This is a genomic window from Pedobacter nanyangensis (assembly GCF_003313505.1).
In the GTDB taxonomy this organism is placed as follows: Bacteria; Bacteroidota; Bacteroidia; order Sphingobacteriales; family Sphingobacteriaceae; genus Pedobacter; species Pedobacter nanyangensis.
In genome coordinates this window covers 1-17,887 of sequence record NZ_QMHO01000011.1, presented here as the reverse complement: position 1 = coordinate 17,887, position 17,887 = coordinate 1, and the positions used below count along the sequence as shown (strand labels likewise).

The 17,887-nt window shown below is 39.0% G+C and carries 15 protein-coding genes and 1 pseudogene; 9 read left to right on the top strand and 7 right to left on the bottom strand.

The genetic code is table 11. The annotated features are described in order from the left end of the window. Positions 1 to 36: 36 nt before the first annotated feature. Positions 37 to 2,136 (bottom strand): ATP-dependent zinc metalloprotease FtsH, encoded by a 2,100-nt coding sequence (gene ftsH, locus DUT71_RS15780; protein WP_113663509.1) that lies wholly within the window; start codon positions 2,134 to 2,136, stop codon positions 37 to 39. A 21-nt stretch (positions 2,137 to 2,157) separates the two neighbouring features. Further along, complete coding sequence (gene rsfS, locus DUT71_RS15775; protein ID WP_113663508.1) at positions 2,158 to 2,532, bottom strand: ribosome silencing factor; 375 nt, start codon at positions 2,530 to 2,532, stop codon at positions 2,158 to 2,160. A 45-nt stretch (positions 2,533 to 2,577) separates the two neighbouring features. Here rsfS and DUT71_RS15770 point away from each other — a divergent pair, with 45 nt between their 5' ends. From DUT71_RS15770 to DUT71_RS15745, 6 genes and pseudogenes are all read left to right on the top strand, one after another. Further along, positions 2,578 to 3,348 carry a biotin--[acetyl-CoA-carboxylase] ligase gene (locus DUT71_RS15770; RefSeq protein WP_113663507.1) on the top strand — a complete coding sequence of 257 codons (771 nt, stop codon included), beginning with the start codon at positions 2,578 to 2,580 and terminating at the stop codon, positions 3,346 to 3,348. 54 nt (positions 3,349 to 3,402) lie between these two features. Further along, complete coding sequence (locus tag DUT71_RS15765; RefSeq protein ID WP_113663635.1) at positions 3,403 to 3,852, top strand: protein-disulfide reductase DsbD N-terminal domain-containing protein; 450 nt, start codon at positions 3,403 to 3,405, stop codon at positions 3,850 to 3,852. A 55-nt stretch (positions 3,853 to 3,907) separates the two neighbouring features. Continuing rightward, positions 3,908 to 4,351, top strand: coding sequence for a protein-disulfide reductase DsbD domain-containing protein (locus DUT71_RS15760; protein ID WP_113663506.1), 444 nt, complete (start codon positions 3,908 to 3,910; stop codon positions 4,349 to 4,351). Positions 4,352 to 4,426: 75 nt separating this feature from the next. Continuing rightward, positions 4,427 to 6,139, top strand: a complete 1,713-nt coding sequence (locus DUT71_RS15755) for a protein-disulfide reductase DsbD family protein (RefSeq protein ID WP_113663505.1) — start codon at positions 4,427 to 4,429, stop codon at positions 6,137 to 6,139. After that, positions 6,136 to 7,119, top strand: coding sequence for a 6-phosphofructokinase (pfkA, locus tag DUT71_RS15750; RefSeq protein ID WP_113663504.1), 984 nt, complete (start codon positions 6,136 to 6,138; stop codon positions 7,117 to 7,119). The genes DUT71_RS15755 and pfkA overlap by 4 nt, the downstream gene beginning before the upstream one ends. Before the next feature lie 134 nt (positions 7,120 to 7,253). After that, positions 7,254 to 8,306, top strand: a pseudogene (locus DUT71_RS15745) (YifB family Mg chelatase-like AAA ATPase); the annotation flags it as partial. On the opposite strand, the gene DUT71_RS15740 reads toward DUT71_RS15745, so the two are convergent. After that, a complete protein-coding gene (locus DUT71_RS15740; protein ID WP_113663503.1) occupies positions 8,281 to 9,762 on the bottom strand; it encodes a recombinase family protein in 1,482 nt (493 codons plus the stop codon). The pseudogene DUT71_RS15745 and the gene DUT71_RS15740 overlap by 26 nt on opposite strands. Before the next feature lie 120 nt (positions 9,763 to 9,882). Beyond that, on the bottom strand, positions 9,883 to 10,482 hold the full coding sequence (locus tag DUT71_RS15735; protein WP_113663502.1) for a UPF0758 domain-containing protein: 600 nt from the start codon (positions 10,480 to 10,482) through the stop codon (positions 9,883 to 9,885). 130 nt (positions 10,483 to 10,612) lie between these two features. Here DUT71_RS15735 and DUT71_RS15730 point away from each other — a divergent pair, with 130 nt between their 5' ends. Continuing rightward, positions 10,613 to 11,044, top strand: coding sequence for a hypothetical protein (locus tag DUT71_RS15730; protein ID WP_113663501.1), 432 nt, complete (start codon positions 10,613 to 10,615; stop codon positions 11,042 to 11,044). 162 nt (positions 11,045 to 11,206) lie between these two features. Here the strand turns inward: DUT71_RS15730 and DUT71_RS15725 are convergent, their stop codons facing one another. Further along, on the bottom strand, positions 11,207 to 12,376 hold the full coding sequence (locus DUT71_RS15725) for a hypothetical protein (protein WP_113663500.1): 1,170 nt from the start codon (positions 12,374 to 12,376) through the stop codon (positions 11,207 to 11,209). 146 nt (positions 12,377 to 12,522) lie between these two features. Between DUT71_RS15725 and DUT71_RS15720 the strand changes: the two genes are divergently transcribed. Then, positions 12,523 to 15,444, top strand: a complete 2,922-nt coding sequence (locus DUT71_RS15720) for an HsdM family class I SAM-dependent methyltransferase (RefSeq protein WP_113663499.1) — start codon at positions 12,523 to 12,525, stop codon at positions 15,442 to 15,444. A gap of 3 nt (positions 15,445 to 15,447) precedes the next feature. After that, positions 15,448 to 16,095, top strand: a complete 648-nt coding sequence (locus DUT71_RS15715) for a hypothetical protein (protein ID WP_113663498.1) — start codon at positions 15,448 to 15,450, stop codon at positions 16,093 to 16,095. A 6-nt stretch (positions 16,096 to 16,101) separates the two neighbouring features. On the opposite strand, the gene DUT71_RS15710 is transcribed toward DUT71_RS15715, so the two are convergent. Both DUT71_RS15710 and DUT71_RS15705 read right to left on the bottom strand, forming a co-directional pair. After that, positions 16,102 to 17,265: a HEPN-associated N-terminal domain-containing protein gene (locus tag DUT71_RS15710; RefSeq protein WP_113663497.1), complete on the bottom strand. Its 1,164-nt coding sequence runs from the start codon at positions 17,263 to 17,265 to the stop codon at positions 16,102 to 16,104. A gap of 25 nt (positions 17,266 to 17,290) precedes the next feature. Further along, positions 17,291 to 17,806 (bottom strand): hypothetical protein, encoded by a 516-nt coding sequence (locus DUT71_RS15705; protein ID WP_113663496.1) that lies wholly within the window; start codon positions 17,804 to 17,806, stop codon positions 17,291 to 17,293. Between the last annotated feature and the right edge of the window lie 81 nt (positions 17,807 to 17,887).

The window sequence follows — 17,887 nt, the reverse complement described above, 5'->3', positions numbered from 1 at the left end:
ATAAGAGCCTGCCTATTTTTGATTAAAAATTAAAATCTATTTGCTTTCTTCAGCGGGGTTAATGGTTGTAGCGCTTTCATCGGTTTGTTCCGTATGGTTCACTACAATTTCTTCAGGTTTAGGTTCAATCCCCTTGGCTCCATTTACAAATTCGTCATAAGTGGTACGGGTATCAAATGGACGTTTGCCCAAAAGCTCTTCTAAATCTGTTTGGAAAAGGATTTCTTTTTCCAGTAGTTTTTGGGCTAATTTCTCTAAACCTTCTTGATTGGCGATGAGCAATTGCTTGGTGCGTTCGTAAACTTCATTGGTTAGGTTACGCACTTCAATATCGATCATTTCTGCTGTTCTATCCGAATACGGTTTATCAAAATTGTATTCATTATGCGGATCGTAGAAAGATACATTACCTACATTTTTGTTCATCCCATAGATTTTAACCATGCCGTAGGCAATGCGGGTAATATGCTCCAAATCGCTAAGTGCACCCGTTGAAATTTTGTTGAAGATGATATCTTCTGCAACTCTACCACCCATGGTCATGCACATATCGTCCATCAATTGCTCGGTGGTGTATAAAAACTGCTCTTTTGGCAGGTATTGCGCATAGCCTAAGGCCGCAACACCACGGGGAACGATAGAAACCTTTACCAATGGATTGGCATGCTCTAGGAACCAACCAGCAATGGCGTGGCCAGCTTCGTGGTAGGCCACAATTTTTTTCTCTTCGGGAGAGATGATTTTGTTTTTCTTCTCTAAACCTCCAATCACACGGTCAATCGCGTCTTGGAAATCTTGCATGTCTACCATCTCTTTGTTGCGGCGGGCAGCAATTAATGCCGCTTCGTTACATACGTTGGCAATTTCTGCACCGGCAAAGCCTGGAGTTTGAGCCGATAATTTTTTGGCCTCTACGTCAGGAGCAGTTTTAATAGGTTTTAAATGTACCTTGAAAATTTGCTCGCGGCCCACCAGGTCAGGTTTGTCAATAGAAATTTGTCTGTCAAAACGACCAGGACGCATTAAAGCCGAGTCCAATACATCAGGGCGGTTGGTTGCAGCCAGGATAATGATTCCTGAATCAGTACCAAAGCCATCCATTTCTACTAATAATTGGTTAAGGGTGTTTTCACGCTCATCATTACCGCCCATTACACTGCCTTTACCACGGGCACGTCCAATCGCATCAATCTCATCAATGAAAATAATACAAGGCGCTTTATCTTTGGCTTGTTTAAATAAGTCACGTACCCTTGAAGCGCCAACACCCACAAACATTTCCACAAAATCAGAACCTGATAAAGAGAAGAATGGGACCTGTGCTTCGCCAGCTACGGCTTTGGCCAATAAGGTTTTACCCGTTCCTGGCGAACCTACCAACAAGGCGCCCTTAGGGATTTTACCTCCTAAATTGGTGTATTTTTTAGGGTTTTTAAGGAAATCTACAATTTCCATCACCTCCGTTTTGGCTTCTTCTAAACCCGCAACATCGTTAAAAGTGATATTTACTTGGCTCTCTTTGTCAAATAGGGTAGCTTTTGATTTGCCGATGTTGAAAATTTGGCCGCCACCGCCGCCACCGCCACCGCTCATGCGGCGCATCATGAAAATCCAAAGACCAGCGAACAGTAGTAATGGTAAAATCACTTGCACGAAAATACCTGTCCATGCGCTAGATTTAGAGATGGTTTCTACAGGGATTTGGTTTTCGGCAGGGATATTTGCCTGTGATTTCTCCAATTGCTTGCTTAAAATTTCGGGAGAAGGGGCATTGAAGGTCACCATAGGTCCGGTATCACGGCCAAAACCACTTCTGTTTTTGTATTTTTTATATTTGGGGTCTTCTTTTTTGCTGTCCTTGATGTAAACTTCTGCCTTTACAATGTCGTCAGATTTATAAGTAACGATCTTCTGTACATCTCCGGGGATGAGCATTTCTTGCTCAAAAGTTTTATAAGAAATTTGTTGCGCATTGTCTGAGCTAAACAAAAACTGAATAGCCAAAAGGCCGATAATAATAGCCGCATACACCCAAAATATATTAAATTTTGGAGTTTTTTGAGGGCGTTTAGGGATGTTAGGCATTCGCTTTACAGGTTTGTTGGGCTTATCGTTTGAATTATTTTCTTGTTTCATGCTAGTTAAAATATTTTAGGGTTATGCGCTTTTATACGTAGTTGCTTCGGCGTCTCCCCATAAGTCTTCTATTCCGTAAAAATCACGTTTTTCGGTTCTAAATATATGAACAACAATGTCCAGGTAGTCTAAAATAATCCACTCGGCATTGTCTTGCCCTTCTTTTTTCCAAGGGTGGGTTTGGGTTAGTTTATAGATTTCATCTTCTACACTATCAGCAATTGCTTTGACTTGGGTAGAAGAATCTGCATTGCAGATGACAAAATAGTCGGAAACTGAACTGCTCAGCTCCCTTAAATCCAATCGCACAATATCGTTCCCTTTTTTTTCTTGAATGCCTTGTACGGCTATTTCAGACAGGTATGTAGAAAGGTTCGCATTTTTCTTTTTTACCATTAAAAAAAATTAATTTTGGTCTTCAACAAAATATAAAATCAACACTTGCAAAATAACACTTTTTCAACATTATTTGTTGGTCAAAATCTTATCAAATTATCAGCGGTTGATTCTACTAATAATTATCTGAAAAAATTAGCTTCAAATTCCGAGCCATTGCCCGAAGGAACTGTAATAATGGCAGACCATCAATATGCGGGCAGAGGGATGCAGGGCAATGTTTGGATGGCCGAGGCAGGCAAAAGCCTTACGTTTAGTTTGTTGTTAAGGCCAACTTTTATTTCTGCTGAGCAACAGTTTGAGCTAAATATGTTGGTTTCAGTGGCCATAAACAATGTTTTGTCTAAATATTTGAGTGATGATTTGAGCATTAAGTGGCCAAATGACGTTTATGTTGGCAATCGGAAAATTGGTGGGGTGTTAATTGAGAATGTCATTACTGGCAGTCATCTCAAACAAAGCATAATTGGCATAGGATTAAATGTTAACCAAGGGGAATTTGAAGCAGAATTGGCCGGAAGGCCAGTGTCGTTAGCACAAATTTTACAACAAGATGTGAATCTATTTGTGCTTTTAAGTGAACTTTGTTCGCAAATTGAGCAACTTTATCTAAAAATGAAGTTCGGAAAAAGTACAAACCTGAGGGAATTGTACGTTAGTAGGCTTTATCGTCTTCATAAAATAGCTACCTACAGCAAAAATGGCGAGCTGTTTGAAGGGGTTATAGAAGGAATTAGCCACACAGGCTTGCTAAAAATCAAACCTTTGGATGGAGAAACCCAGGAGTTTGGGTTTAAAGAAGTTGCTTTTATTTAGAATGTTAAATAAATATGCTAATATTGAATGTTAAACATAACTTATAAAAAACAAATGAAAAAAATCACCCTAATTTTAGCGATGGTTGTAATGGCAACCATTAGCGCATTTGCTCAATTAGAGAACCCCGTGAATTGGCAGTATGCTGCTAAAAAGATTAACAAAAATGAGGCAGTGCTTTATATCAAGGCAACCATTGACCCAAATTGGCACCTTTATTCTCAAAATATCAAACCTGGAGGGCCAAATAAAACGGAATTTACCTTTGTTGCTTCTAAAGATTTCACTTTAGTGGGTAAAACTACCGAACCTAAGCCCATTACCAAATACGAAAAAGTGTTTAAAATGGATGTGAGCTATTTTGAGGACCAGGTTGTTTTTCAGCAAAAAATAAAACTGAATAAAGCAACCACTACGGTTAAAGGTAAGGTAGAGTTTATGGTTTGCGATGACAAACAGTGTTTGCCGCCTAGTGAAGTTAGTTTTAGCATTCCAGTAAAATAAATGAATTGAATAAGGAATACCAGCGGTGTTCCTTATTTTTTTATGTAGTGCTATAATGAGAACACGATTGCTCCTTTTCCTTTTGTTAAGCGGTTTTTTTGCTCATGCCCAGTTGCTCGAGCCCGTTAAATGGTCTTATCTGTCTAAAAAGCTCAAAAACAACGAGGCCGAAGTTTATATTAAGGCCAGTATGGCTCCCGGATGGCACATTTATGCGATGCAATTTAATGAGCCGCCAATGAGTACAAGTTTTCGTTTTACGCCATCTCCATCCTATACTTTAATAGGTAAAGTTAAAGAGCCTAAATCTGTAGCCAAGTACGATAAGAATTTCAAAAAGAACCTCTACTTTTTTGAAAAAGAAGTGGTTTTTACGCAGAAAATAAAATTGCTTAAAGCTAAGGGCGCTGTTAATGGCGTTTTGGAGTTTATGGCCTGCAACGATAAAAGCTGTCTTCCAGCGAAGGAGGTTTCTTTTCAGATTCCTGTTTCCCGTTAAGTCCTTATACCCTATGCGTTGACGTGATAAGTAGAAAATTATCGCTAACTTCACCACCACAACACAAACACACAAATGAAAAAAACTAACTTATTAGGAGTGCTTTTAATAGCACTTTTTACCGCCTTCTATTCCATTGATGGCTATGCCCAGCAAGCCCAGGAAGACACCACTTCAGCCAGTGCAGATATTGGCGATCTTGAATTTACCACTATCGGCTCAAAAGAAGATAGTATAGCTAACAACATCAAGCCTGATTCTTCAGCTGCGGTAACCACCACAGCAGATACCACCAAGAAAGCAGTTGAAGCAGCTCCAGTTACTTCGCAAAACAAAGAGAAAACACTTTGGCAAACATTTATTGAAGGACTTTTTGGAGGTTTCCTGGCCTTTTTAATGCCATGTATTTTTCCAATGGTTCCGTTAACGGTAAGTTATTTTACCAAGAGAGCCGGCAGTAAACAAAAAGGAATTGCCCAAGCCATTATTTATGGTTTGTCTATCATCGTTATTTATGTTGCAGTAGGTTTGTTGATTACCATTTTATTCGGTTCGTCGAAATTAAACGAATTGAGTAGTAGCGGTATTTTTAATATCCTTTTCTTCCTTTTGCTAGTGGTTTTTGCCATGTCATTTTTTGGAGCTTTCGAAATTACCCTTCCAAGTTCCTTTGTCAATAAAATTGATCAAAAGGCAGACAATAGCCGAGGATTGGGTGGTATTTTCTTTATGGCCGCTTCTTTGGCATTGGTATCATTTTCATGTACAGGGCCCATTATTGGAACCTTGTTGGTGCAAGCGAGTTCTAAAGGTGAAATTTTAGCCCCAGCAGTTGGTATGTTCGGTTTTGCTTTAGCATTAGCCTTACCATTTACCTTATCGGCCATTTTTCCAGGGTTTTTAAACAGTATGCCAAAATCAGGCGGTTGGTTAAACAGCGTAAAAGTTTGTTTGGGCTTTTTAGAATTAGCCTTGGCACTTAAGTTTTTATCATCAGCAGATTTAGTTTGGCACTGGGAGTGGTTTGATAGAGAGATATTCTTGGTATTGTGGATCGTGATATTTGCCATGATGGGCTTCTACCTGCTCGGTAAACTCAGATTTTCTCACGACAGTAAATTAGAATACATCAGCGTGCCTAGATTGGTGCTGGCTATTGTATCGATTTCTTTTGCCGTTTATATGGTGCCCGGACTTTGGGGTGCGCCTTTGAAAGTATTAAGTGGCTTGGCGCCGCCAATGCATACCCAAGATTTTATCCTTACGAATAACGATCATGCTGCAGGACCAGCAGTATCATCCGACTTCCCAAGTAAAGTAAAATATGCAGAAGTACTTCCTGCGCCTCATGGTTTCAAAGTGTTTTTTGATTTGGATGAAGGTGTAGAATATGCTAAAAAGGTAGGTAAACCGATTATGCTCGACTTTACAGGATGGACTTGTGTGAACTGTAGAAAAATGGAAGATGATATTTGGGTAGACCCAACCGTAGGAAACATCATCCGTGATCAATATGTCCTGATCCAGCTTTATGTGGATGAAAGAAAAGTGAAAATGCCTGCTGATAAAGTACATTATTCAAAATACCTGAAAGGTGATACAGATAATTTAGGCAGGTGGAACCAAGATTTCCAAGCCACTAAATATGGTGCTAATTCTCAACCGTATTATGTGCTTGTAGATCATCAATTAAACCCATTGGTGCCAGCACAGGGCGCTATTTTCAATGCAAAGGAATACGCTTCTTTCTTGCAAAGTGGCGTAGATAAGTTTAACTTAGCCAAATGAGTAAGATACAAAATATAGGCGTGCTGACTTCTGGTGGCGATGCTCCCGGAATGAATGCCGCAATTAGAGCCGTAGTTAGAGGTAGTTTATATTATAAGTTAAAGGTTACTGGCATTTTAAGAGGCTACGATGGCTTGATCAATGCCGATTTTATGCCCATGGACGGTAAATCCGTGGCCAATATTATACAGCGTGGTGGCACTATTTTAAAAACTGCTCGTTGCGATGATTTTAGAACAGCAGAAGGAAGGGCAAAAGCCCATCAGAACTTGGTTGATAATGGTATTGATGCTTTGGTGGTGATTGGTGGCGATGGTACTTTTACCGGTGCCGATATCTTCTCGCAGGAATTTGATTTCCCGATTATTGGCTTGCCGGGAACCATAGATAATGATTTAGAAGGAACTGACTTAACCATTGGCTACGATACGGCCATCAATACGGTAGTGAATGCCGTAGATAAAATCAGAGATACTGCTGAGTCACATGACAGGTTGTTCATTGTAGAGGTAATGGGACGCGACTCTGGACTGATAGCCTTAAGAAGTGGCATTGGTGTAGGGGCTGAAGCGATTTTAATTCCGGAAGCCAAAACCACCACCGCTGATTTGATTTATCGCATCGAGCACGGACGTAAGGATAAAGCATCTAAAATTATTGTAGTAGCCGAAGGCGATGAAGCAGGCGGAGCTTACAATGTTGGCGAAATCCTCAAGGATAAGTTTCCTCATCACGACATTCGTGTATCGGTACTTGGCCATATCCAACGCGGAGGCAAGCCTAGTTGTATGGATAGGGTATTGGCCAGCCGTTTAGGTGTAGCCGCGGTAGAAGGATTGCTGGAAGGAAAATCAAAGGTAATGGTGGGACAAATCAACAAGGAAATTGTATTCACGCCATTTGCTAAAGCCATTAAACATATTGATGCTGCCCAAATTACGCCAGGTTGGTTACGTTTGGCAGAGATTTTATCTCTATAGTTCCTTTTAGAGAAAAATGTTTTAAAGCCCCGTACATGCGGGGCTTTTTTGTTTGTTGTGCCCAATGGCTTAATGTACAGTGGTTTGCGAAATTGGCCCAGGTTTTATAACTTACCGTTGAAAAACATTTATCTATGCTTATAAAAACCTATGGAAGCGCCGTTTACGGTGTAGATGCCATTACCATCACTATTGAAGTAAATGTAAGTGCTGGAAACAAATACTACATGGTGGGCCTGCCCGATAATGCCGTTAAAGAAAGCCTATTTAGAGTAGAAAGTGCCATCCGAGTGGCCGGTTATCATATGCCGCGCCAAAAGATACTTGTTAATTTAGCTCCTGCTGATATCAGAAAAGAAGGTTCCGCCTATGATTTGCCCATAGCTATTGGAATTTTGGCCGCTTCGGGACAGGTTGATGCCGCAATATTGGAAAAATACGTGGTGATGGGTGAGCTGTCATTGGATGGCGGAGTACAGTGTATTAAAGGAGCCTTGCCCATTGCCATACAGGCCAGAAAAGAGGGTTTTACAGGGCTGATATTGCCCGCGGCCAACGCCAATGAAGCTGCTATTGTAAACGATCTGGAAGTGTACGGGATGGAAAACCTGTTGGATGTGATTCACTTCTTCAGCGGAAAGGAAAAACCAAAACCTGTATTTGTTGATACTAGAAAGGAATTTTTCAAGCAGATCAATAATTATGAACATGATTTTGCCGACGTTAAAGGGCAGGAAAATATTAAGAGGGCTTTGGAAATTGCGGCTGCGGGTGGGCACAATGTGATTTTGATTGGCCCACCCGGAGCAGGGAAAACCATGCTGGCTAAACGCTTACCAACCATATTGCCCCCCTTGAACCTCAATGAGGCCTTGGAGAGTACCAAAATTTATTCGGTTGCCGGCCGTTTGTTAGGCAATAATGCACTGATGACGGAAAGACCGTTCCGATCGCCCCATCACACTATTTCTGATGTAGCTTTGGTTGGCGGTGGGATTAATCCGCAACCCGGTGAAATTTCATTGGCACATAATGGGGTGCTTTTTTTGGATGAATTGCCAGAATTTAAAAGAACTGTATTGGAAGTGATGCGCCAACCCCTTGAAGATCGGCGGGTGAGTATCTCGAGGGCAAAGTTTTCGGTAGAATATCCGGCCAGTTTTATGTTGGTGGCCTCCATGAACCCGTGAAACCACGTTTGTTTGTTTGCCTATTGTCCAAAAAAAAAGAAACAGAGATCTTTATCGTATCATCCTCAACTATAATGTAATCCGTCACAGTTTCAATAATCCCACGTTTTTGAGAAATTTCCATTTGAGACCATTCCTCATATAAAGCCCTCGCTTGACTAAGCACATAGTCACTTGAATTCAATTGTACTTTTATATAATCAATTTCCCCCTCTAGCTTTGGTATATAATCTTTGAGCTGAGCTACCTCCTGTGACAATGGCTTATACAAATTCATATAATGCTCCTGATCAATTCCACTATTAAGCCTAAGATTAACCAGATCGTCCATTTTTTTCAAATGTTGGTTTCTTTTCTTAACTGATGAGGATAGCAATGCTTCCTTTTCTTTTATTTGTCGGTTCAACTCATCGATAAATATTTGTGTGTTCATCCCACCAAGATATTCCTTCAGATGAGCTTGATAGGTATTGTTTATTAACTGTTCATCAATGAACTTTTTACACTTTTGGCACGTAAACTTTCTAGCTGTACTGAGTTTGTACATGGGTGCACCACAGCCACATCTTATCAAACCAGCCAACAAAAATTCGGAAGTCCTACCGGGTTTTTTAAGTTTCTCAGCTTGCTTGTCTAGGATAATATTACACTTCTGCCAAGTTTCCTCATCTATAACTCTTGGACATTCCAGCTCAACCCATTCCTCTTTTGGTTTTATAATCCATCCTCCTTCTGGGGTTGTTTTAGTATAATTCGCAATTCGAATACCTTTTGCACTGGTATCCCGAAGGAGCCGTTGGACGGTTGTGCCGGAGAATTTTGCTCCATTTCTCGTTCGGTGCCCTAGTTGATTGAGCTTATCTGCAGTCGTTTGGATTCTTTGGCACTCTAAAAAAATCTGATAGACTAGCTTACGAATAGGAGCCTCCTTTTCATCGATCATCAATTGCTTGTTTTCCCATTTGTAACCAAAGCTAGCCTGTCCACCCAAAGGTTTGCCCATCTGAGCGCGGATAGGTATTGAGGCAGCAACCCTACTGGAAATCTCTTCTCTCTCCCATTGAGCCATAGCAGAAATAATTGTGAAGAACAATCTTCCCGCTGGTGTACTTGTATCAATCTGTTCGGCCAAGGAAATAAGATCCGCACCTTCCTTTCTGAAAATCTCCGCAAATTCCAATAGTTCTTTTGTATTACGTGCGAGCCTAGCAAGTTTTGAAAATACCAACCCTGTAATACGGCCTGTTCTGATATCGTTCAACATGCGCTGGGTCTCTGGATGCTCCATTACTGTTTTTCCTGAAATCGCATCCAGGCGATAGACCTCAACTACATCCCAGTCCCTTGATTTTGCGTAATACCTAGCCCGCTGTTCATGGTGCTCGGGACTCTCATCCCGAACCTGATAATCTGTTGACACCCTGATCCAAATGCCAATTTGTTTGTGTTCCATATCAATGTTTTTTACTAGTTAAGTGAATTAAAACCTCATGGTCTAATCTAATCTATTTGCGTCCAAAATCATTCCTGAATTGCTCAAAACGCAGTTTTATTTCATATTTCCCTGCTGGTTCTATGCCGATTTTTTTGAGAAAAGCCGTTTGATGCCAAAAGCCCTCTTTCCCAGTTCAAGTGCTGAAAGTATAGCGCTAGATTTTGCAAGTCCCATCCCCTTGAACTTTGCCAGCTCTGTATGGCTGATCGTTGCCAGTTTTTGAAGATCGTTGTCTACAGACCTCAAGATTTTTTCGCCGAGCTCAACGGCGTTGCTATCCGTAGTTCCAGAGCCGATCAACATTGCAAGCAGTTCGGCCAAGGTCAATTCACCTGGCCCATCTTCCAGAAATTTCTCCCGTGGACGCTTTTCAGGATCCCAAGACTTGATACCGCTTCCTCTGTTATCCTTACCCTGGTTGAACAAATCCAATACGGTAACCTCTTTTTCCCCAGCGTAAGCTGCCGTTTGGAAAAGAGAGGCAAATGCTGAAATCCAAAGCTCGAAATCTTCTTGCCAGATGTACATTCTAGCTTTCTTTGTACTACCGTCTTCATACTTTACCAAATTGGTGATACGCATGTAGTTACTCTTATTTCTGGCCAGTTTGAAGTCCAGAAAGAAGAAGCTCTTTCTTCCCGAAGAAAATGCTTCTGATGCAATGGTGTTATCTTTCATAACTTATTTATATTTAAAACCTTACCCAAATCTCCTTATTGAAATTCAATTACTCGGTTGTATATTAGCCAATCCGATTTAAGCGCTTTTAAATCGGTTAAGTTATTGGAATACAGGAGGATTAATTTTTATGGAGTCTGTAGTTAATGATGAAACAGAACGCATCTGCGCCTATTCTGGATGCAAACGATTATTCGACGGGCGGAAAGACAAGATGTATTGTAGCGATCAATGTAGGAATGCAGCTGGCCGCGAGAAGAAAAAGGTTGCAAAATGGGAGGAGCCAGAACATTTTGGTCAGATTAATCGGATCATCATGCGCAATTACCAAATTTTAAAACGGCTTTACAATGGAACGCTAACTCCGGTTAAAAACTGGCAGCTTAGCGACGAAGGATTTGAGTTCAAATTTATGACAGGAATATATCGACTGGATGAAGGCATTGATATTTATATGTGCTATGAATATGGATGGTATCAGCTTTCAGATAATAAAATACGAATTTATTCCGTGCCTCCTCTGTTCCTAACTGGAATGGCCAAAGTAACAAAGGATGGATAATATCAATCTCATCCTAAAACGGACGTTAATTCCATAGCAAAAGTAATGTATTAGTGTTTCGCGATTGAAAAACCCTTAGATAATAACATTATTTCGCATTCTAACAATTGTCTTGTTAGAATGCTTTTTTTTGTTGTTATCTTTTCAGGGGTCGAGCTTTTTTTATTGCTGGAAATCCGTAATACCAATGTTCTCTGGTGTTTTTTCGATTATAACGGCTCCTGTCCGTTCACAAAATTCGAATGTCTTAGGATTAGGGAAAGGGTCGACAGCGTAAACCTCTCCTCGAAAGTTGTTTAATATAATGTTATTAATTTCACTGTCGCCACAGCCATAACCTATCAATATCAATTTCTTTGATGTTTGAAGGTTTTCTTCAAATAACTTAAATATGGTTTCGTAGTAGACAGGATCTTGGTACCTTAAAATTTTCGAAGTAGTCCCAGTTAAAAAATCCGGAAAATAATTCACAAAATCATTTACATACTTAAGTTCACCATTATCATCAATAACCTCTTTATAGAAATCGGTAACACCAATGCCTTTTTTGTTTTTGACATAACCTTCAATTTGTCCATCTTTTCCATGAAATGGATATTGATCCAAACTGCCATGAAGCTTATATAACCTATAATTTGTGTTGTAATTTCCTGTAAAATGCGATAGGCGGACTTTACCATAATCATCCAACTGCCCGTAATAAGGCGAGCCCAATTCTGTGAAGCCAGTTGACAAATCACCATGCATTGCATCAGTATGATTTAGCGATTCCAAAAATAAGTCGTGGTTTAGCGTATGTAAATTCAGTACATTATCTCTACCCCAATACTGTAAGCATCCCAAAAAACCATTGTAACCGGGATACGGCCCTCCATGATGGATTTTTGGATAGAATTTTGTTCCTTCGCCATCCACAAGTAATGCTGAAACTAACTGGTTAAAGATGCTATTATGCGCTCGTATTAAATTATGGTTATCATCTTCTAAGTTGTATTTAGCGCGGAATTCATCGCAAAAGTTCTCGAAGCGTTCATCTCGATGATTTGGATTATTGACGTTTATATAAAAGTCAAAAAATTCCTCATAATTAAAACCACCACTTATCGAAACAAAAAATGCAATTAATTCAATAGTAAAAAGTTTCTGTGTATGATATGACGTGTAAACAAACGGATCTTTCTCGCCAGGCTTTAACCAACAAACGGATCCTTCTTGGGCCACAGTAAACTGATTTTCTGAAAGCTCGGTTATTTTTCTATTCAACTGATTTGCGGTAGGATAACCTTTATTCACCGAAAAACCAGCTCCTAACAAAAAGGATATTTCTGCCATGATTCACATTTTGTATATAAACATGAAATTAGTGTTTTTAAATATAAGACCTGTCCGGATTTCCAACTTTGTCGAAATGTTGATAATTAATAGCTAGTTTTGCACCTATTTTTGATACTTTTAATTTTAAGCAGATTCCGGCTACAATGCTCAACGATAGTTTTTACAATTTTCTCGCAACCTTAAGTTTTACCGAAACTGATCTGGCGGTAGGGATGGTTGATGAAAATACATTTAATTATCAGGTTGATGAAGCTACCGGCATATCGGTTAAATATATTCTAACACCAGAAAAGGAAGACATATTTTTCGCGCATAGGTTGCTTTGGAATAAGAATCAAGATAATGTGTTCGTAGCAGTCTCAAAATCTCAGACATATATAATCAATGCAAAGGAGAAGCCGAATTCCAGCAATCCCTTAAAGGGTAGCATATGTTTAAAAACATTTGAATATGGGACAAACACAAAAGGTTTCGAGAATATCAAACCCACAGAAATCTCAAAACAGTATATTGACTCCGCTTTTTTCTTTGATTTTGTAAGTAAATATCAGAAAAAAAGGCAAGAGGTAGACAAGGATTTGCTGTTAAATCTGTTGGCTCTTAAAAATGACCTTGTAACCGGTCCAAATGAAGAAACGATTCATTTACTTATCCTAAGGTGTATTTTTATAAAATATCTAGAAGACAGAGGGATATTTGAGAAGGAATATCTTTTAGACATTTTAAAAACCCACAAACCCGAAAATTTGTTAGCGGCTTTTGATGAAATCCGGAAGATTAATGGCGACGTTTTCAAGTACGATAGCGACTTTACCGTAGAGGATATCAAGCCCGACTATTTAAGACAGTTGTCATTATTTTTCGATAGTGATTATCGAACAAAGCAGAAGTCCTTATTCCCTTACGAATTCAATCAGATCCCAATCCAGCTGATTAGCCATGTTTATGAAGCGTTTTTGAAAGGCGATAGCAAAAAGAGAAATGGCATTTATTACACTCCGCCATTTCTTGTAAAGTTCATGCTTTCTCAAGTTCTCCCAAAAGGACAATCAGGCGAAGTAATATCTGCGAAATGTTTGGATCCAGCAGTTGGATCTGGAGCATTTCTTGTGGAATGTTTTTCGGCGATACAGAACTCTTACGGGCGAAAACTAAATTTTGAGGAGAAAAAAAATATTCTTGAAAATCAACTTTTTGGAATTGATGTAGATAGGAAGGCATTACAAATAACCGCCTTTAGTCTCTATTTGGCCTTATTAGAAACTGAGGATCCAAATTTCATCAAGAATGAAATTAAATTTGCCCATCCAATTCTACCGAGTCTTATTGGCAAAACATTAATTCATGGAAATGCGTTAACTGATGATATTTTTACAGATTTCACTTTTGGCTATATCGTATCAAATCCGCCGTGGGGATCAGTGCCCGTTGCAACAGAGGCTAATAACGATTTCGAGCGCTTGCAGATAGAAAATGAAAGAAAAGCCATTTCCAATAAAGGCAAAGGGTTTTCTGAATATAGCACAGTATCTGACTTTGAAAGATCGCAAGCATTCTTATTACGTTTCTCAAAATGGTCGAACATTCAAACGAAGATTGTCGCTGTAGTCAAAAACTCTATTTTTCTAAATGACAATGCACTTAGTTTCAGAAAAAATCTCCTTACAAGTTACAATGTCGATACATTCTACGAATTATCGCATTACAATAAAATACTTTTTAAGAAACGTGTAATTGGTGAGATCAACAACCAAAAAATTGAACTAGGTGCTAGTGAACCGTGTGCGGTAATTGTCATGAGCGCTTTTGAAGATCATGATGGACAACTTACGTACATCGCTCCAAAAATGTCTACCTTTTCGGAGACTTTTGAGGTTATTCAATTTTCTGATAGAGATGTCTTTGAGATTCATAAATCTGAATTACAGGACAATGATCTATACTGGAAGGTTTTAGTAAACAGCGATATCGAAGCTGTGAAGCTTATCGAAAAGCTGCTAGACCTTAAAGACATTACTATTGAAGCACGCGCAGGCTTCCAGCCTAAAAGAGATATGGTAGCTCTTGGGGAACCTATATGGAAGAAATTCATTGAACCTCAAGATTTTGAGCAGTTTGAAAACATTGATATTAGATCCTTGGACAAATTCAACTGGAATCAAAATCTCCATAGAAAAAGAGACGAAGAAATTTTTAACAACGATAGATTGATATTGCCAGTAAGACCTCTAAAAAAAGATAAATTCCTATTTAGAGCTACATACATCAACTCAGAAGCAGTTCATAAACATAATATTCTTACTGTCAAACTCAAGGATGGTAGTCGTTATGTTGAAGATTATCTTCCGTACTTAGGCATTTTCAACTCCCAGTTAATTGGTTTTATTTTTTATCAGCTTTCAGTACAATGGGGAAAAGGTGATGGAAAAAGAGATACATTAAGAAATATAGACGTCGAAAATCTACCGATCAAGAAGATTAGTGATCAAGTTGTCATAACTAATTTACGAGATTTGGTTTTAGAAATTCAGCGCTTGATCTCAAATGGAGAACCATATGAAGCTCAGGCAAATGCTCTCAACGAAATGGTCTTTGATCATTATGGTCTACTGGACTATGAGCGCCAAATAGTCAAAGAATTTTATCAGATAAACGTTGAACGCGAAGAAAAAACGAAGCAACTGGTAACCAATAGAGATATCTGTAAATATTTTGATGCATTTAAATCTACATTTTCGCTGATCCTATCACAGGACAACACTTTGAACGGTACCTGTTATATTTCCCCGTACTTAGGTGCAATAATCTGTATATCGATCGTACAAGAAAGTGAAAAAATGGATTTTTCTGCTCAAACAGATAAGAACCTACTAAACTTTGTTAAAAGTGGTCAGCTCAAAAAAGTCCAAGCGCTAAAAATTTTGGAAGAGAACAAGATAAAGCTTTACGAGGGCAACAAATTTTATATTATCAAAAGCAACCATTTCAAAGATTGGACTATACGACAAGCCATAAGTGATGCAAAGGAAGAGATCGTAGAGTTTATCAAACACCTATCAGAATAATCAATGCTCTCACAAAACGACTTTATACAAATCAACCTTAAGGCCCTTGGCTTTACATCAAAAAGAGATTTGGTTGAGAATCTCTTTTTGAAATCGTTGATTGAGTCGTACCAAAGAATTGCACATACAATCTCCACTGAAAATGAAATCAGAGACAGATTTATGCAGGATCTTTATAATACAGAATCCCAGCTTAAAAAATGGCTTCAGGCCAGCATCATCTATTTAGATTGGGAAAATTGGAAATTTACTCCGGAAAACAAATTGGCCCGAGCGGATATTTCTTTCAAACTTACGGGATGTGAGTTTATCGTTGAATGCAAAAGACTAAAGTCGGCAGATAAATTATACTTCGATGAAGGCCTCCTTCGATTCCTTACATTACATTATAGCAAAGGCCATGAATATGCTGGAATGATTGGCTTCGTTATAAACGATAAGGACGGCGACATACTAAGTGGCCTCAAAAGCAAGGTAGTCAATTATGACTATCTTAGCACCGATTTCGTAAACTCATCGTTCCCATTGTTGCCTGCTAGTTTTTTAAGCTCTCATAAAAGAACCGACAGCTCAACCATAAATATTTTTCATTTGTTATTTTCATTCGCACAAATGGCAGCGCAAGAGGAGGGAATGGTTGCCGAAGTTTAAGCGAATTTATTTTACTGTAAGCTTTTTTACCTTGAATTTTTCGTCACATTGAAGCAGGTCTAAACTTTGGTAGTGATCCATAAAGAGCACACAGGCATTCCTTCCCCTATCTTTGGAAGATGGGTAGATAATTCCATCTATGGGCTTTTTATCACTTGTGTAAAATTTGTATCTGAAGTACTCGGTAATTACTTGCGTAGGTACGTATTCTATATGTTCTGTCCCATCATGGCAAACAGGCTTCGCAAAATCATCTAAGAATTTAAAAAGGAATTCAACCTTATCATACAAATCCCAATTCTCTTGGTCAAATGGACTTACATAAGGAATTTTGCTTAGATCTATCAATTTCAAATCTATTTTAGGAAAAAAAGTCGCTATCGTATAATAAACTTTCGAACTATCTAATCTGTTCAAGGTCTCCAATTTGGCCGTACGGACATCCAAAGCTCCATAAAACATCGAAATTCCAGCAGAGCTCATGCGGTTTGGAAAGGTAGCATGCTCAATGGGTGGTGAGCAAATATCTCTGGGGTATTTAACTTCGTTTTTAGAGGCGTGCTGCCTGCACCGATAAATTGGCGTTCCCGCTTTAATTACGGTAATCATTCGTTGACGTTTAATATCACCAGCCAATTCTTTCAAAAAACTCTCTGCACTTATCGCTTTATCACCAAGCCTCATTTCTTTTCTAGGACTAAACAGATATCTAGATTGATGTTTAACAAGGTGTCGGAACTGGAGCCAACCTTCATATTTAAAATCGGAGGCGGCACTCCCTTCATCTGCCCAAGCACTTGTATGATCAAAACTATTGACCATGTCTTCGTAAAGCCCTTCGTCCTCGACTGTTAATCCTAAACCCTCCAACTGTTCCAAGGGTCCATCGAAATCACCCAGGTATCCTCCCTCAGCTGAAACATAAGACATAAAATTCGCCGGGTCTGTAAAAAAATGCATCAACGCATCTGTGAGAAATTCCATTAGCATGTCAAGATCGATTACTAATCGCGACTTTTTGCAATAATCACAAGTTCCCATCTCGCCGTTTCTTTTGATAAACAAACGAACTGCATAGTCATCTATATGCGAGGAGCAAACACTTTTATCGGGAACACTTGATAGCCCACGCTCCCAAGCGGCCATTGCCGCCTCCATTACCATACTCATAAAATATAATCTTTTTGCTAAATGCTTATTTTGATGCTTCTAATATTGCACGACTCATTGTTCGCTCCATTTTTGAAAACATTTCCATAAGGTTTTTATCAAGCTCCATATGCACCTGGTAATATTTTCTGGGACTGTTTTCATTTAATCTATTAAGCCGCTGAAAGTCTGCTTTTGCGGCATATAACATCTCCTCGGCCGAAGGCAATTTTTTTAAAGCCACTTGTAACCAGTAGCGTTTTGGAATCTTTTTTTTAAAATCCTGAAATCGGTAATGTTCTATGTTTTTTTCGATATCCATTTTGTAGAGCTCAAGATATCCAGATGCAACAACAACCTCTGTAACAGAGTTATCGAACTCAGGAAAATCTCTGATAAAATCCTCGACCTGTGCTATACTTTGAATGTCTTTTCCTGTCAAATCCCTTACATTCCCTAATATCTTATTTGTAGCTTCAATTTGTGCGTCTAGAACTTCGCTTCTCTCTCTTGCATATTTTATTTGTGCTTTTGAACCCTTTCGCAAAACGTTTTTGATCACAGTAACTTTTTCTGAATTTAGTAAATCTGCTGTAGATTATTCCAAAACTGGCCACTGCTTTTTTTGCAAACTGGCCACATC

Bases quoted from the DNA above. Each gene is read 5' to 3' on its own strand.
- ftsH (WP_113663509.1), bottom strand. From the start codon at position 2,136: ATGAAACAAGAAAATAATTCAAACGATAAGCCCAACAAACCTGTAAAG.
- rsfS (WP_113663508.1), bottom strand. From the start codon at position 2,532: ATGGTAAAAAAGAAAAATGCGAACCTTTCTACATACCTGTCTGAAATA.
- DUT71_RS15765 (WP_113663635.1), top strand. From the start codon at position 3,403: ATGAAAAAAATCACCCTAATTTTAGCGATGGTTGTAATGGCAACCATT.
- DUT71_RS15760 (WP_113663506.1), top strand. From the start codon at position 3,908: ATGAGAACACGATTGCTCCTTTTCCTTTTGTTAAGCGGTTTTTTTGCT.
- DUT71_RS15755 (WP_113663505.1), top strand. From the start codon at position 4,427: ATGAAAAAAACTAACTTATTAGGAGTGCTTTTAATAGCACTTTTTACC.
- pfkA (WP_113663504.1), top strand. From the start codon at position 6,136: ATGAGTAAGATACAAAATATAGGCGTGCTGACTTCTGGTGGCGATGCT.
- DUT71_RS15740 (WP_113663503.1), bottom strand. From the start codon at position 9,762: ATGGAACACAAACAAATTGGCATTTGGATCAGGGTGTCAACAGATTAT.
- DUT71_RS15735 (WP_113663502.1), bottom strand. From the start codon at position 10,482: ATGAAAGATAACACCATTGCATCAGAAGCATTTTCTTCGGGAAGAAAG.
- DUT71_RS15730 (WP_113663501.1), top strand. From the start codon at position 10,613: ATGGAGTCTGTAGTTAATGATGAAACAGAACGCATCTGCGCCTATTCT.
- DUT71_RS15725 (WP_113663500.1), bottom strand. From the start codon at position 12,376: ATGGCAGAAATATCCTTTTTGTTAGGAGCTGGTTTTTCGGTGAATAAA.
- DUT71_RS15720 (WP_113663499.1), top strand. From the start codon at position 12,523: ATGCTCAACGATAGTTTTTACAATTTTCTCGCAACCTTAAGTTTTACC.
- DUT71_RS15715 (WP_113663498.1), top strand. From the start codon at position 15,448: ATGCTCTCACAAAACGACTTTATACAAATCAACCTTAAGGCCCTTGGC.
- DUT71_RS15710 (WP_113663497.1), bottom strand. From the start codon at position 17,265: ATGAGTATGGTAATGGAGGCGGCAATGGCCGCTTGGGAGCGTGGGCTA.